The following is a 15,155-nucleotide window of genomic DNA, read 5'->3' on the forward strand; positions in this document are numbered from 1 at the left end:
CGGCGTCATGCCTTGATCAGCCCGGCGCCGCACAGCGCGTCGGCCGCGGCGGCGACGGTGTCGAACGGCAGCCCGGACCGCTCGGCGACGTCCAGCAGACCGTGCTCGCCGTCGGAGAGGCTGAGCACCCAGAGCATGGCCATCTGGGCCTGCTTCGCGTCACTGCGGCCGCCGAGCGAGTCGTACAGCCCGCGCCGCCCCAACTGTGGTTCGCCGTACGGGCTGAGGTTGAGGTAGCGCCGGTTGCGGTCGAGCACGCCGAACGCCTCGCGGCAGACGGCGAGGGTGTCCGCCATCGCCTCCGGGGAGACGAAGTCCGGGTTGTCCGCCGAGGTGTGGTACTCGGGGTACCCGGCGTACGGGGTCCGGCTGAGCGAGCCCACGCCGAGATCGAACCCGGGCGAGCAGAACTGCCGCTCGTCGTAGCCGTACGGCGTGAACTCGTTGATCTGGTGCGGGCGTTCGCAGGAGCGCAGCACGTGCCTCATCACGCGGTCGATCTCCGCGTCGCCGCGCCTGCTCTGTTTGTACGTCAGCTGCCCCGGGTCGCCGGCGCAGGCCAGCACCAGCCCGTGCTTGACCTGGTCCACCCGCTCCGCGTTGCGGGCCAGCCAGGTGATCGCCCCGATGGTGCCGGGCGCGAACAGGAACCGGTAGGTGTAGTACGGCGTCCGCTCGGCCAGCGCCCGGGCCAGGAACGTCGCCACCGCGATGCCGGCCAGGTTGTCGTTGGCCAGCGACGGGTGGCAGACGTGGCAGGAGACGATCACCTCGTCGGCGACCTGCCCGGGGACCACGTGCTCGGCGTAGGTGAGGTGGCCGTCCGCGAGGGTGGAGTCGACGCGCACCTCGTACTCGCCGTCCGGCAGCGCGTCCAAGGTCTCCTGGGCCAGGCAGAACCCCCATTGCGGTGTGTAGTAGCTGGTGCGGTACGGCACCCAGGACGGGTGGTCCGGCAGGGTGTGCAGGTGCGCGCGGAGCTCGGCCAGCGGCATGGTCGCCGACACCGGCACGCTGTAGCCGAGCACGTGCAGGCTGGACGCGGCGAAGTCGACGACCCTGTTGCCGGCGGCGTCGGCGACGTACGCGTCCCGGATGTTCCACTCCTGCGGCACCGTCCAGTCGAGCACCTGCGTCCCGGTCGGCACCTCGTGCACCTGCAGCGGAACGTACTCGCCGACGATGTCCAGGGTCGCGCGCACCCCGTCGCCGGTGATGCTCCGGCACAGCGGGTACAGCCGCTCCACCAGCGCGTGCATCTGCGCGCCGACCGCGGTCACCGGCGCCACCGCAGGGTGTCGTCGACGGCGCCGGCGTCGGACGCCGCGCGCAGCACGGCCAGCCGGGTGAAGCGTCGCTCGAAGTCCTCCCGGGTCAGCCCGTGCGTGCGGTAGGCGTCGGCGAGTTCGAGCGCGCCCTGCTTGACCGTCCACTCGCAGTCGAAGCCGGGCACCGCGGCGCGAAGCCGGGAGAAGTCCACGCGGTACGACCGCGGATCGGCGCCGCTCTCACCGGTGATCACCACCCGCGAGCCGGACACCGCCGCGGCGACCTGCTCGGCTATCTCGGCGACCGTGACGTTGTTGATCTCGCTGCCGATGTTGAACGCCCGGTCGTGCACCGCCTCCCGCGGCGCCGTCAGCGCGGCCGCGAAGGCCCGGGCGATGTCGGCGGCGTGCACCAGCGGGCGCCAGGGCGTGCCGTCGGAGAGCACCAGCACCTCGCCGGACAGGAGCGCGTGGCCCACCAGGTTGTTCAGCACGATGTCGGCGCGCAGCCGGGGCGAGTATCCGAAGGCGGTGGCGTTGCGCATGTACACCGGGGTGAAGTCGCCGTCGGCCAGCGCGTGCAGGTCGTCCTCCACCCGCACCTTGGACTCCGCGTACGGGGTCACCGGGCGCAGCGGGGCGTCCTCGGACACCAGGTCGCCGCCCCCGGCGGCGCCGTAGACCGAGCAGGTGGACGCGTACAGGAAGCGCCGGACCCCGGCGTCGCGGGCCAGCCGGGCCAGTCGTACGGAGGCGTGGTGGTTGATGTCGTAGGTGAGCTCCGGCGCCAGCGAGCCCAGGGGGTCGTTGGACAGCGCGGCCAGGTGGATCACGGCGTCCACCCCGGCCACGTCGTCGGCCGTGACGTCGCGCAGGTCCACCCGCCGCCCCGGCGGGTCCGCGGGCGGCGGGCCGAGGACGCAGTCCGCGAACAGGCCGGAGTCGAGACCGACGACCTCGTGTCCGGCGGCCGCGAGGACCGGGGCCATCACGGTGCCCAGGTAACCCTGGTGTCCGGTCAGCAGTACGCGCAAGGTTCATTCCCCCAGGTCGAGAGTGAGTTTGGTGACGGCGAACGCCTCGGCGTAGCGCGCGTGGCATTCGATGCCGCGTATCCGGGCCAGCCCGAGGAAGGCTTCCCGGTCGTACCAGGGCCTGTGCCGCTGCGAGGGGTAGTGCTCCTGCAGCAACTGCACCTTCTGTTCGGCGATCTCCGGCGGCAGCGGCTGGTACGCCACCGGACGGCCGAGGTCGCCGTCCCACTTGACGATCTCGTAGCCGAGCACGAGGTGGTCGCGGAACGCGGTGGTGACGAGCTTCGCCAGGCCGCGGTGGTCCTGGTGCGCGTCATCGGTACGCGGCGCCAGCACCAGATCCGGTTCGGTCGCCGCGCGCAGCTCCTCGACCGCGGCCTTGGCCTCGTCCCAGTGCGTGGGCAGCCGGCCGTCCGGCAGCTTGAGCACGGTCAGCCGCAGTTCGGCGCCCGGGCAGAAGGCGGCGAGCGCGGCCTGCTCCTCCTCCTCCCGCTCGCTGCCACCGCCGGTGAGCACCAGCACGTCGACACGGATCCCCGGCCGCGCGAGGCACAGCGTCAGCAGCGTGCCGCCGGCGCCGATGGCGATGTCGTCGCAGTGCGCCCCCACCGCGACGAGTCGGTCCAAGGGCCCGGCCCCGAGCCGGATCACGCGGTCCTCGCCCCGGCGCCGTCCCTGCTGCCGGTCGCGCTCGCCCCTGCGCCGTCCCGTTCCCACACGGCCCACGGGCGGTCGCCCAGGGCGTAGGCGGCGTCGAGCGCGGCCCGCTCCTTCACGGTGTCGGTCGGCTTCCAGAAGCCGCGGTGCTGATGCGCCACCAGTCGACCTTGCTTGGCCAGTTGGGCACATCCGTCTGCGACCAGGTCCCCGTTCTCCGGTATGTGGTCGAAGATCTCCTGGCGGAGCACGAAGTAGCCGCCGTTCTCCCACAGCGGCAGTTCGCTCACCGCGGTGATGCCCCCCACCAGGCCGTCCTCGCCCAGGTCCACGCAGTGGAACGAGGACTGCGGCGGCACCACCATCATCGACGCCCCGGCATCACGTTGGGCGAACCGGTCGATCATCTCCGGCAGCGGGGCGTCGGTGAGCACGTCGGCGTAGTTGGCGAGGAACATCTCGTCGCCGTCCAGGTGGTGCCGCACCCGGCGCAGCCGCTCGCCGATCGGCGACTCGATGCCGGTCTGCACGAACGTGATCGTCCAGGAGGCGATGTCGGTGGACAGCAGCTCGGTCTGCCCGCCCCGCAGCACGAAGTCGTTGGACGTCGTCTCCTCGTAGTTGAGGAAGAAGTCCTTGATGTGGTGAGCCCCGTATCCGAGACACAGGATGAACTCCGTGTGCCCGAAGTACGCGTAGTAGCGCATGACGTGCCAGATCAGCGGCCGCGGGCCGACCATCGCCATCGGCTTGGGCATGTCGTCGGAGGTTCCGCTGCGCATACGCAGCCCATAACCGCCGCAGAACAGTACGACCTTCACGGCTTGACCTCGACAATGCTCAGTTCCGGGATGGGAAAGACCAGTCGGCCGCCCCAGGCGTGCACGAAGGACAGTTGTTCGACCAGCTCGTCCCGCAGGTTCCACGGGAGGACGAGCACGTAGTCCGGTTTGTCGGTGGCTATCTGCTCGGGCGGCAGGATCGGGATGCGGGTGCCCGGGGTGAACCTGCCGTGCTTGTAGGGGTTTCGGTCGACCGTGTACGGGAGCAGGTCGGGCCGGATGCCGCAGTGGTTGAGCAGGGTGTTGCCCTTGCCCGGAGCGCCGTAGCCGACGACCGTCTCGCCGCGCTCGGCCGCCTCGATGAGGAACCGCAGGAGGTCCCGGCGCACCTTGGCCACCCGGGCGGAGAACTCGGTGTACCCGGACAGCTCCTGCAGCCCGGCGGACTTCTCCCGGTCCAGTACGTCGGCCACCCGCCGGGTCGGCTCCCCGGCCGCCTCGGTCGGCCGGGCCCACAGCCGGATGGAGCCGCCGTGCGTGGGAAGCAGCTCGACGTCCACGAGCGCGAGTCCGCCGCTCGCCAGCGCCCGGGCCGCGGACGCGACCGTGTAGTACTGGAAGTGCTCGTGGTAGATCGTGTCGTACTGGTTCTCCTCGATCAGGGTCAGCAGGTGCTGCACCTCGATGGAGACCCAGCCGTCGTCGGCGACCAGGGCGCGCAGCCCCCGGGTGAACCCCACCACGTCGGGGATGTGCGCGTACACGTTGTTGGCCACGACCAGGTCCGCCGGGCCGTGCTCGGCGCGGACGGCCGAGCCGGTGGCCGGGTCCAGGAACTCCGTGAGCGTAGGCACACCCGCGTCCCGCGCCGCGGCGCCGACGTTCACCGACGGCTCGATGCCGAGGCAGCGGATCCCCCGGTCCACCATGTGCCTGAGCAGGTACCCGTCGTTGCTCGCGACCTCGACCACGAAGGCGTCGGGGCCGAGAGCAAGGCGCTGTACGGCGTCGGCGACGAACGTGCGTGCGTGCTCCACCCAGGAGGTCGAGTAGGAGGAGAAGTACGCGTACTGCGTGAACGTCTCCTCCGGCGTGATCAGCGGAGGGATCTGCGCGAGCCAGCAGTCGGTGCAGACCCGCAGGTGCAGCGGGTACGCCGGCTCCGGCTGGTCCAGTTGTTCCGCGGCGAGAAAGCTCTCACACGGCGGGGTCGCCCCCAGATCGACGACGCTCGCCAGCGTCGCCGAGCCGCAGAGTCGGCATCGTGTCATCTACTGCCCCCATCCCTGCTCGCGCGGGTGTCCCGTCGCGAGCCTGCGTTTGTCGTTTCCTACCGGCGGCGCGCTGTCTCCGCCGCCGGACCGCGCCGCGATCGCGGCGCGGTACCCCTCCACCAGGCGCTCCAGCCCGACGGCCGGGCTGAACCCCTGCTCGTAACGGCGCCGGGCCGCCTGGCCCATCTCCCGGTTGCGGGCCGGCTCGGCCGTGATCCGGCGCACGCAGGCCGCGAGCGAGGCGGGCTCGCCCGGCCTGTGCAGCAGTCCGGTCACCCCGTCCTCGACGAGTTCGACGAAGGCGCCGTGACCGGCGGCGACGGCCGGGACCCCCGCCGCCATCGCCTCCACGACCACCAGGCCGAATGCCTCCAGCCACGTCGAGGGAGCCACCACGGCGACCGACCGCGCGACGGCCTGCCGGCACTGGTCCGGGTCGTACAGGCCGACGTACCGCACGTCGTCCCGGCCGGCCGCCCAGGCGGTCACCTCGCGCTCCAGTGGCCCCGTGCCGGCGACCACGAGCGGCACGCCCACCCCGCCGTCGGCGGCGATCTCGTCCCACGCGGCCATGAGCAGCCGCACGCCCTTGGCTTCCGCGAGCCGGCCGAGGTAGAGCAGATGCTCGCCGGCGCCCGCTCGGCAGGTGCCCGGGTCGGGCACGAAGTTGTGCTTCACCGCCAGCCGCTCGGCCGGCATGCCGGACCGCACCAGGACGTCTCGCTGCGCCGCGGAGATGCAGAAGAACCGCTCCACGCCGGACCACCACCGCCGCCGGTTGACCGACAGGCTGACCGCCAGCGGCACCGTCGCCAGCCGGGAGTTGCGGTAGCAGCCGTGCCGGACGGCGGGCAGCGGCGCCGACCCGACGCATTCGGTGCACGGCCGGCCGTCCCGCTGCAGCGTGCCGGGCGGGCAGACCTGGGTGTAGTTGTGCAGTGTGGCGACGGCGGGCACGCCGGCGTCGGCGCAGGCGGCCAGCACCGCGGGCGACAGGAGCGGGAAGACGTTGTGGACGTGCACCACGTCCGGCCGCTCGGTGCGGAGCCGGGCGGCGAGCTCCGCGCGGACCGCCGGGTTCCACGGCACGAGGAACGGCACCGAGGCCTTGGCGAGCAGGGACCGGGCGGCGATGTCGTCGCTGCGCCGCTCGAACACCTCGACCCGGTGGCCGGCCTCGCGCAGCAGCTCCACCTCCTGGTCGACGACCTTGTTCTCCCCGCTCGGCTGCGCCGAGGCGTAGCGGTTGTGCACCACCAGAACGTGCATGCTCAGGTCACCTCCGATTTCCGGGCCCATTGCGGTATGCGTCGACGGGGGACTTCGGGCGTCGAGAGGGGAGCGGCCGCGGCAGGCGCCGCCAGCAGCGAGGCGGCCACGGTCAGATGCAGCAGGTACGGCGAGGCGTCGCCCAGCCCGGCCTCGGTGTACGACGCGATCGCGCAGTAGCTGATCAGGAAGATCGCGCAGGCCCTCTGCAGTGATGGCGGGCGCAGCAACGCGACGCCCCCCAGCACGAGGATGATCGCCGCCACGATGGCGGTGCCGGTCAGACCCTGCTCGTTGTAAACGGCCAGCCAGCTGTTGTCGATCGGCAGCCCGCCGAACGACTTGTCGCCCAAGCCCGCGCCGAACAGTTGCTCCGAGGTCGTCCGGGGGGCTGCCAGCAGGGCGTCCCAGACCTTGGCCCGACCGGTGAGGTTGGAGAAGTTCTCCTGGCTCTGTCCGCGCAGGAACCACGCCTGGAGCGCGGAGTTGAACACCACCGCGGCCACCGTGGAGCACAGCACCGCCCAGGCGAAGAACCGGCGGGCGGCGGCGCTGGTCAGGACGAGCGAGCCGATCGCCAACACCAGCCCGATGAGCAGGCCGAGCGTGGCCGTCCGGGTATGGGTCAGCGCGAGCAGGACGAGTGCGGGCACGATGACCATCGCCGCGCTGCGCCCGTCGGTCCGGCGGTCCAGGACGAGCAGCACGGCGAGCCCGATGATCACCGCGGCGTACTGTCCGATCTGCGGCGGGGTGAGCGGCCACAGCGCGCCGACCAGCCGCCCGCCGTAGAGGTCGGGCAGGGCCGCGCCCGGGGAGATCAGCAAGCCGGCGGCCACCGACGCGAGCACCGCGAAGTACAGCCGGATGTGGTGCCGGACGAACGTCGGGCTGCCGTCCCACCAGCGGCTGAGCAGCCACAGCGTGCCGACGAACAGAGCCAGCCGGGCGCAGCGGAACAGCGCGCCGAACCCGGACTCCAGGTGCGCGCTGGAGATCACGCTCGGCACCAGCAGCAGGGTGAGCAGGAACAGGAAGGCGCTGGCTCGGATGCGCAACCGGAGGTTGAGGGCGAGCGCCAGCACGAACGCGGCGACCAGCGAGCCCATGGTGGCCATCTGGATGAGGGAGCGGGGCAGCGGCACGATGGTCTTCGCCCCGGCGGAGCCGAGCGTGTTGAGGATCAGCAGCCCCCAGACGACCCCGACGATCTTCGGCGTGCCCATCTCAACCACCGGCCTGTGGCTGGAAGGTGCTGCCCGCGTCTTGCTGGTACGGCGTGCCCTGCCACTGCCCGAAGTCGAGTTCTCGGCTCGGGTCGTGGGCGACGAAGCTCCATGGTCCGAGGTAGACGTTGTCGTGCCAGCGGTTCTGCTGCTCGTGGGTGACCGCCTCGGCCACCGGTTCGCCCTTGTACGGCGACCAGTCCGGATAGGTGCCGTAGTTGGCCAGCACCGCCATGCGGCCGCACTTCACCGCGCACCCGACGACGGACGTGTCCAGCACGAAGCGGTTGCCGTGGATGTCCACCCTCTGGGTCTTCCACCGGCAGTCCGCGTAGAGCGGTGCGGTGGAGATCGTCGGCTGTGCGCAGCGGCCGGTGTCCTTCACCAGCAGCGTGCAGTCGCCGGACGAGGTGTTGGCCGGGCTGTTGCAGAACCGGTCGGCGTTTTCCCACAAGGTGATCCCGGACCAGTTGTTCTCCAGTACGTTCTGGTAGATCTCGATCTTGTCCGTGCGCGCCGGGATCCGCGGTTCGCCGCCGGACTCGGACAGGTAGACGGTCGCGAACGGGAAGGTGTCGCCGTCGCCGGCCTTCCTGCGGCCCTCGACCCAGTTGTTCCGCCGGATCGTGTTCTTCCGGATGACCGCGTTGTAGCTGGTCTCGTAGATGAGCGCGGCACCGTCGTTGGCCTCGAGCACGTTGTCCTCGATGCTGAAGTCGTTGTTGTTGGTGTCCGCCCACAACCCGGGTCCGCGGTTGTCGTGCACCCAGTTGCCGCGTACGTCGGCGCCGTTGACGGCCCAGAACTTGACCCCTCCGGTGCAGCCGCAGCCCGGCTGGCGCCGCTCCCAGTCGTCGGTGTTGTTGGCCACGATCTCGTTGCCCTCGACCACCAGGTCGCTGACGGGGCCGCCGGCCTTGTACGCGTTCAAGCCGTACTGTCCGTTGCCGCGCAGGCAGCTGGCGCGGACCCGCTGGCGGGCACCGGCCATCAGCCCGGCGCCGGAGTTGTTCTGGATCGTCGCGTGCTCGATCACCCACCCGTCGGCCGAGTCATGGTTGACGACGCCCTCGCTTTGCGGCGCGGCGAAACCCTGCACGGTCAGGTAGCGGACGGTGACGTTGCCGGCGGCACCGCCGAACGCGTACTGGTTGGTCTTCTGGCCGTCGAGCACCGCGCCCGGCGCGCCGAGGTAGCTGTTCCCCTCCTTGGGGACGACCTGGGCGAAACGGTCCGATTCGAGCCTGTGCGTCCCCGGTCGAAGCCAGAACGTGGTGTTCGCAGGGCTGCTCTTGGTCTTCGCGGCCAGGTCACCGACCACCTCGGGGTCGACCGTCACCGCGCCCGCCGGCGCCGTCGCCGGTCCGGCCGCGGGCGTGGCGCACACTCCGGCCACGGACGTGGACGGCGCAACGGTCGGCTTCGCCGGGGCGTCCGGTGCACTCACGCAGCCGGTCGCCGCCAGCAGGACCAGCACCAGCGGTGCCGGCGGCAACGCCCAGTGCCGTCTCTTGATCACCACACGTCCTCCCTAGCCGCGGAACCTGAGTACGGTGGTGAGCTCCCCCGACAACGCAGAGCCGTCGGCGAAGCCGGTGCCGATCAGCGTGGTGGTGGGTTCCTTGCGCCCGAAGCCGGCGGAGTACCAGCCCAGCGGCGGGTCGCTCTCGCCGCGGTGCGCCCGCCAGGACAGCTGCCCGGGCAGGTCGAGCACGGCGGAGCGGTCCTCGCCGTCCCGGGTCCAGGTGAGCACTGCCCGGTTCCCCACCAGGTCCGCGGCGATCGCCGGGCCGAGGTGGAACGCCAGCTGCGCGGACCGGCGCGGGCCGCGCACCTCGTCGACCACCCGCAGCTCCTTGGCTGCGGCGGTCAGCTCCACCCGGCGGCGGTGCACGGAGCCCTGGTAACCGTCGTGCTCGGCGCACCAGCGGGCCGTAACCCCGTCGGAGCCGCCGGACGGGTCCGCGACCAGGACGCGGCTGCGGGCATGCCGGGTCCACAGGAACGGGCCGCCGGAGACGGACTGGTCACCGCCGTCCAATTGCAGGGTGTTGTGGCCGAGGGTCGACCGGAAGTACTGCCGCCACTCGGGCTGCCCGTGGTAGCAGAACGTCCCCGGGTCGGCGAGCACGTCGACCCCGTCGTGCCGGACCTCCACGGACAGCGCGTCCGCGTGGGCGTGGGCGGCGATGGACAGGAATCCGTGCGGACCGCCGTCGCAGCGGCACCAGATCTCCCCCGGACCGCGCAGGATGGTCAGCCCTGCGTCGGCGAAGTGGGCCGGTCGGCTCGCCGGGCGGGTCACGGCCGGTGCGGTGGGCCGGATGAGCGCGGCCAGCAGCGGGGTGCGCACATCGCTGCCGGTCACCGTCGGCCACCAGGCGAGCCCGCCGAACACGGCGTCCCCGGTGGCCAGCAGCGAGGCCCAGCGGTCGGTGCCCGCGCCGTCCACGACCAGACCGTGCCCGTCGTCCGCGTCACCCTGGCGCGGTGGCCGCAGCCGGTTGTCCACGACGGCCGCGAGGGCGTCGGTCATCCGCAGCAGCACCACCCGGACGGTCGCGGGGACCGGCACGTCGGCGGCATCCGCCTCGGCCACCGCGGCCAGCCCGAGCTCCAGCACGAGCCCGTGGTACTCGGTGGCCGACTCGCGGTTGAGGCCGGAGTGGAAGGTGTTGCTCCGCAGATGCCGCTCCAGCGACCGCAGCGCGTCGGCTCGCCAACGCGCCGAGGAGGGGAACCACCCGAACGCGCAGGCCGCGGCGAACTGCCCGGCGGCCTCCGCGATGACGTGGTTGTTCGCCGAAGACCCCCGGCTGGGGAAGGCGGCCAGCCACCGCTGGTGGTGCCAGATCTGGTCCAGCGCCACCGGGTTGCCCTCGAAGAGCCCGGCCGCGCCCGGCCAGCCGTCGAGCAGCCGACGGATCCACACCCAGGACAGCAGCCGGATCCCCAACTCGATGCCGCTGATCCAGTGCACCCCGCGCAGCGGCGCGTTGGCCGCCCACCACGACCGCAGGTGCTCGGCCACTCGCTCGGCGTACCGCTCGTCCCCGGTGATCGCGTAGGCGGCGGCGAGCACGGTGAGGTACTGGTGCCGGGACAGCTCCCAGATCTGCTTGATGTCCCCGACCGCGTCCTCGCTGCGGTACGGCACGTCGAAGGCGTAGCCCTGCGGCGCCCGGCGCCCGGTCTTCGGGTCGTACCACCAGTCCGGGTCGGCCAGGTCGTCACGGTCCACCCCGAAGTACTCGGCGTGCCCGGCCATCAGCCGGTCCGCCTCGGCGACGAGACGTTTCGCGGCATCCGGTGGCACCGCGTCGATCGTCCCGGCCGGCAGTACCGCGGTGAACCGGGCGCCGGTCACGCTCGGGCAGTCCGGCAGCGCCGACCGCCACCGCCGCCTGCGCACCGCGTCGCCCACCCTGCCGCCGACCTCCCGCGGTCCCATCCGGGACAGCCGCCGCAGGTACCAGCCCGCGCTCAGGGTCATCGCGCCCTCGCCAACGTCACCGGAGCGCCGCCGACCAGGCCGGCCTGCACGGCGAGGGTGGCCGCCGTGGTGGCGACCAGCGACTCCAGGGGCACCGGCATCGGGCCGCCGGTCCGTACGGCCTTGATGAACGCGGCCAGCTCGGCGGACTGGCCCTTGTCCCGGGCCTTGGGCAGCCGCGAGCTGACCCACCGCTTGCGGCCGACCCTGCCGTCCAGATACACCGAGGCACGGACGAAGTCGTCGAGCCGCAGCACCTTGCCGTCCGCGACGAGGTCCAGCGTCTCCTTGGGGAAGCCGGGCGAGCCGGTGGTGACGTAGCTGATGGTGGCGGTGGACCCGTCCGGGTAGCGCAGCACGACCTGCAGGTCCTCGTGGCCGGACGTGGCGAGCGCGTACACCGAGACCGGGTCGGCCTCGAGCAGCCAGCTCGCCGTGTCGACGAAGTGTCCGCCCTCGCCGGCGAAGCGCGAGCCCTCGGTGCCCTGTTGGAGGTACCAGCTGCCGTGCTGCAGCCGGCCCGCGTTGACCAGGTAGCGGAGGCTGGCGGGACCGGTCCGTGCGCCGAACCGCTTCCTGGCCTCCTGCAGCAGCGGCGCGAACCGGCGGTTGAAGCCCACCTGCAGCCGGTCGTTGCCGGACTCCTCCACCGCCGCGACCACGCCGGCCAGCTCGTCCTCGGTGAGGGCCAGGGGCTTCTCCACGAACACCGTCTTGCCGGCCAGCAGCGCCCTTCGGGTCAGTTCGGCGTGCGAGCTGTGCCGGGTGACGACGAACACCGCGTCGATGGACTTGTCGCCGAGCACGGCGTCGAGGTCGGTGGTCGCCTCGGCGAAGCCGAACTTCCGCTGCGCGTTGGCCGCGGACAGTGCCGTCGTGGTGACGACCGTGGCCAACTCGACGCCGTCGCGCTGTGCCAGGTGCGGCAGCAGCATCGACGTCGCGTAGTTTCCAGCGCCGACGAACGCCAGGCGTACCGGCGCCTTGGCGGACCGGGCCGGGGGCGACGCCGTGCCGCTGCGTCGCACCGCGGGCACGGCCACCGCCGGCGCCTGCGCTTCCGCTGTGTTTCCAACGGGGCCGGGGTACCGGAACAGCACGGCCACGGCCTTCAGGTCGCCGTCCTTCAGGCGCTGGTACGTCTCGACGGCGTCATCGAAGTCGGCGATGTGGGAGACCAGGGGCTCCACGTCGACGCGGTCGCGGGCGAGGAGATCGAGGAAGCACGCCAGGTTGCGGCGCTCGGTCCAGCGCACGTAGCCGATCGGGTAGTCCCGCCCCTCCAGCTCGTACTCCGGGTCGTAGCGCCCGGGGCCGTACGAGCGGGAGAACCGGACGTCGAGCTCTTTCTCGTAGTACGCGTTCCACGGCAGGTCCAGGCGGCACTTGCCGATGTCGACGACCCGGCCGCGGTCCCGGCAGAGCCGGGCGGCCAGCTCGACGGGCTGATTGCTGCCGCCGCCGGCGGCCAGGTACACCTGGTCCACGCCGTGACCGCCGGTGAGTTCGGCGACGGCAGCTTCCACGGCCGCGGACGCGGGATCGCCGCAGGCCGCGGCGCCCAGGCGCTCGGCGAGCTCGCAGCGCACCGGGTCGGGGTCGACCCCGACGACGCGGACTCCCGAGGCGGCCAGCAGCTGCACCACCAGCTGCCCGATCAGGCCGAGGCCGATGACCAGTGCCACGTCGCCGAGTTGCGGCTCGCCGCGGCGGACGCCCTGCATCGCGATCGACCCGACGGTGCCGAAAGCCGCGTGCCGCGGCGCGAGGCCGTCCGGCACCCGGGCGTAGAGGTTCTTCGGCACCCAGTTCAGCTCGGCATGCAGCGCGTGCTCATTGCCCGCGCAGGCCACGAGGTCACCGACCGTCACGTCGTCGATCCCGGTGCCGACCTGCTCGACCACCCCGCACAGCGAATAGCCCAGCGGCGTGTAGGAGTCCAGTTTGCCCATCACCTTGCGGTAGGTGGCGGGCACCCCGTTGGTGGCCACGCTCTGCATGACCTTGGCCACCTGGTCCGGACGGGAGCGGGCCTTGCCCACCATCGACATGCCGGCCTCGGACACCTTCATGAGCTCGGTCCCGGTGGAGATCAGCGAGTAGGCGGTCCTGACCAGCACGCCGTCCGGCTTGCAGCCCGGCACCGGTACGTCGAGCAGCGCCAGCTCGCCGCTCTTGTAGTTCTGCACAACTTGTTTCACCCGAACTCCTGTTGTTCTACGCCGTTGAGTGAGTGCTCCGGCCGGAGCCGGAGGTCGCGCCGCGGTACCAGTACTCGAGGGTCAGCACGTGCCACAGATGTTTGGAGAAGTCCCGCTGCCCGGCGGCGTCCTCGGCGACCATGCGCGCCAGCGCGTCGCGGCGCAGGAACCCGGAATTGACGAGCACGCCGTCGTGCACCACCTCGCGCACCAGCGGTGCCAGATCCCGGCTCATCCAGGCGCGCAGCGGGGCACTGAACAGGCCCTTGGGCCGGTACACGATCTCCCGGGGCAGGATCGAGGTGGCCGCCTCCTTGAGGACGGCCTTGCCCTGTCGTCCGACGATCTTGCGATCGCCGGGCACGGCGAACGCCGCCTTGACCACCTCGACGTCCACGTACGGCACCCGCACCTCGGTCGACGCGGCCATGCTCGACCGGTCCGTGTAGGCGAGGTTCAGGCCCGGCAGGAACATCCGGGCGTCGCCCAGGCACATGCGGTTGACGAAGTCGTCGAGGTCGTTGTCCTGGTAGACGTCCGCGTGCTCGGTCAGCACCTCCTCGACCGTCCCGGCCAAGTCCGGATCGATCAGGGCGAGCAGTTCGTCCTGGTCGTACATGGTGTAGCTGCGCCGGAACGCGGTCTCCTCCGGCAGATCGGCGAAGGAGAGGAAGCGCTTCGCGAACCGCACCGACCGGTACCCCCGGCGGGCCGTGGCGACCGGCAGCCGGTCCACGGCCCGGGACAGGCCGCGCCGCAGGGGCCGCGGGACGCGCTGGTAGCGCAGCGCGAGCAGGTTGGCCAGGTGCTTGCGGTATCCGGCGAACAGCTCGTCGGCGCCCATCCCCGACAGCATCACCTTGACCCCGGCCTCCCGGGCCGCCGAGCAGATCAGGAAGGTGTTGATCGCGGCGGGGTCGCCGATCGGCTCGTCCAGGTGGTACGTCATCTGGGGCAGCAGGTCGAGCACGTTAGGAGCGATCTCGATCTCGTGCAGGTCGACGCCGAACCGCTCGGCCACCTGCCGGGCGTAGCGGAGGTCGTCCGGCATCGCCTCGAACTTGGCGTCCTCGGCGCGGAACCCGATGGTGTAGGCGGAGATCCCGGGTCGGTCGCGGGCCGCCAGCGCGGTCAGGTAGCTGGAGTCGAGACCGCCGGAGAGAAAGGTCGCCACGGGTACGTCGGAGAGCAGGTGGCGGCGGGTCGACTCCTCGACGATGGCGGCGACATCCGGCAGCTCGCCGGCCCGGGCCCGTTCCCGGCCCTCGGCGGCTACGTCCCGGAGGTGCCAGAACCGGCCGCGCTCCACCCGGCCGTCGGGCCGGCACCGCAGCCAGCTCCCCGGCGGCAGCTTCTCCGCCTCGCGGAACGCGCAGCGCGAGTCCGGTACCCAGTAGTACAGCAGTGAGGCCACCAGCGCCGCATGGTCCACCTGTAGCGACCCGCCGGTGGCGGCGGCGAGCGCCTTGAGCTCGGAGGCGAACACCAGGCCCCCGTCGCGCCGGAGCAGGAACAGCGGCTTGATGCCGAGTTGGTCGCGGGCGAGCACCAACTCACCGGTTCGCTCGTCGAAGATCGCGAACGCGAACATGCCGCGCAGCCGGGGCAGGCAGTCCGTGCCCCAGCGCCGCCAGGCCTCCAGCAGCACCTCGGTGTCGGACGTGCCGCGGAAGCGCACCCCGGCGGCTGCCAGTTCGCCGCGCAGCTCGGGCGCGTTGTACAGCTCGCCGTTGTACGTCAGGACGAGGCCGCCCGAGACCATCGGCTGGGCGCCGGTCTCGGACAGGTCGATGATGGCCAGCCGGCGATGCCCGAGGTGCACTTCGCCGTCACCGGCGGGGTGGCTGTACCGGCCCGCCCCGTCCGGACCGCGGTGGGCGAGGGTATCGGTGAGCCGGTCGGTCACGACCTTCCCGTCCGGCCATCGGTAAGTGCCTGCGATGCCACACAT

At 71.8% G+C, this 15,155-nt stretch carries 11 protein-coding genes; all 11 read right to left on the reverse strand.

The genetic code is table 11. From position 1 onward, the window contains the following. Positions 1-5: 5 nt before the first annotated feature. Genes ACFWBF_RS06015 through asnB form a run of 11 tightly spaced genes read right to left on the reverse strand, consistent with a single transcriptional unit; the run spans position 6 to position 15,155 of the window. Positions 6-1,289, reverse strand: coding sequence for a DUF4910 domain-containing protein (locus ACFWBF_RS06015; protein ID WP_385595874.1), 1,284 nt, complete (start codon positions 1,287-1,289; stop codon positions 6-8). Further along, the gene (locus tag ACFWBF_RS06020; protein ID WP_385595876.1) at positions 1,277-2,302 is read right to left on the reverse strand and encodes an NAD-dependent epimerase/dehydratase family protein; all 1,026 of its coding nucleotides are present in this window, start codon (positions 2,300-2,302) and stop codon (positions 1,277-1,279) included. Before ACFWBF_RS06020 ends, ACFWBF_RS06015 begins: the two co-directional genes overlap by 13 nt. A 3-nt stretch (positions 2,303-2,305) precedes the next feature. Next, complete coding sequence (locus ACFWBF_RS06025; RefSeq protein ID WP_385595879.1) at positions 2,306-2,953, reverse strand: PIG-L deacetylase family protein; 648 nt, start codon at positions 2,951-2,953, stop codon at positions 2,306-2,308. After that, a complete protein-coding gene (locus ACFWBF_RS06030; protein WP_385595882.1) occupies positions 2,950-3,780 on the reverse strand; it encodes a glucose-1-phosphate cytidylyltransferase in 831 nt (276 codons plus the stop codon). The genes ACFWBF_RS06025 and ACFWBF_RS06030 overlap by 4 nt, the downstream gene beginning before the upstream one ends. Continuing rightward, positions 3,777-5,012 carry a class I SAM-dependent methyltransferase gene (locus ACFWBF_RS06035; RefSeq protein WP_385595885.1) on the reverse strand — a complete coding sequence of 412 codons (1,236 nt, stop codon included), beginning with the start codon at positions 5,010-5,012 and terminating at the stop codon, positions 3,777-3,779. Before ACFWBF_RS06035 ends, ACFWBF_RS06030 begins: the two co-directional genes overlap by 4 nt. Then, entirely contained in the window at positions 5,013-6,284 is a 1,272-nt protein-coding gene (locus ACFWBF_RS06040; RefSeq protein ID WP_385595888.1) for a glycosyltransferase, read from the reverse strand. A gap of 2 nt (positions 6,285-6,286) precedes the next feature. Beyond that, positions 6,287-7,510: an O-antigen ligase domain-containing protein gene (locus ACFWBF_RS06045; RefSeq protein WP_385595890.1), complete on the reverse strand. Its 1,224-nt coding sequence runs from the start codon at positions 7,508-7,510 to the stop codon at positions 6,287-6,289. 1 nt (position 7,511) lies between these two features. Then, positions 7,512-9,032, reverse strand: a complete 1,521-nt coding sequence (locus tag ACFWBF_RS06050) for a right-handed parallel beta-helix repeat-containing protein (protein ID WP_385595892.1) — start codon at positions 9,030-9,032, stop codon at positions 7,512-7,514. A gap of 9 nt (positions 9,033-9,041) precedes the next feature. Next, positions 9,042-11,003: an alginate lyase family protein gene (locus ACFWBF_RS06055; protein ID WP_385595895.1), complete on the reverse strand. Its 1,962-nt coding sequence runs from the start codon at positions 11,001-11,003 to the stop codon at positions 9,042-9,044. Then, the gene (locus ACFWBF_RS06060; protein ID WP_385595897.1) at positions 11,000-13,204 is read right to left on the reverse strand and encodes a bi-domain-containing oxidoreductase; all 2,205 of its coding nucleotides are present in this window, start codon (positions 13,202-13,204) and stop codon (positions 11,000-11,002) included. The genes ACFWBF_RS06055 and ACFWBF_RS06060 overlap by 4 nt, the downstream gene beginning before the upstream one ends. 16 nt (positions 13,205-13,220) lie before the next feature. Beyond that, the gene (asnB, locus tag ACFWBF_RS06065; protein ID WP_385595899.1) at positions 13,221-15,155 is read right to left on the reverse strand and encodes an asparagine synthase (glutamine-hydrolyzing); all 1,935 of its coding nucleotides are present in this window, start codon (positions 15,153-15,155) and stop codon (positions 13,221-13,223) included.

Source organism: Streptomyces sp. NPDC060028, from assembly GCF_042736725.1.
In the GTDB taxonomy this organism is placed as follows: Bacteria; Actinomycetota; Actinomycetes; order Streptomycetales; family Streptomycetaceae; genus Streptomyces.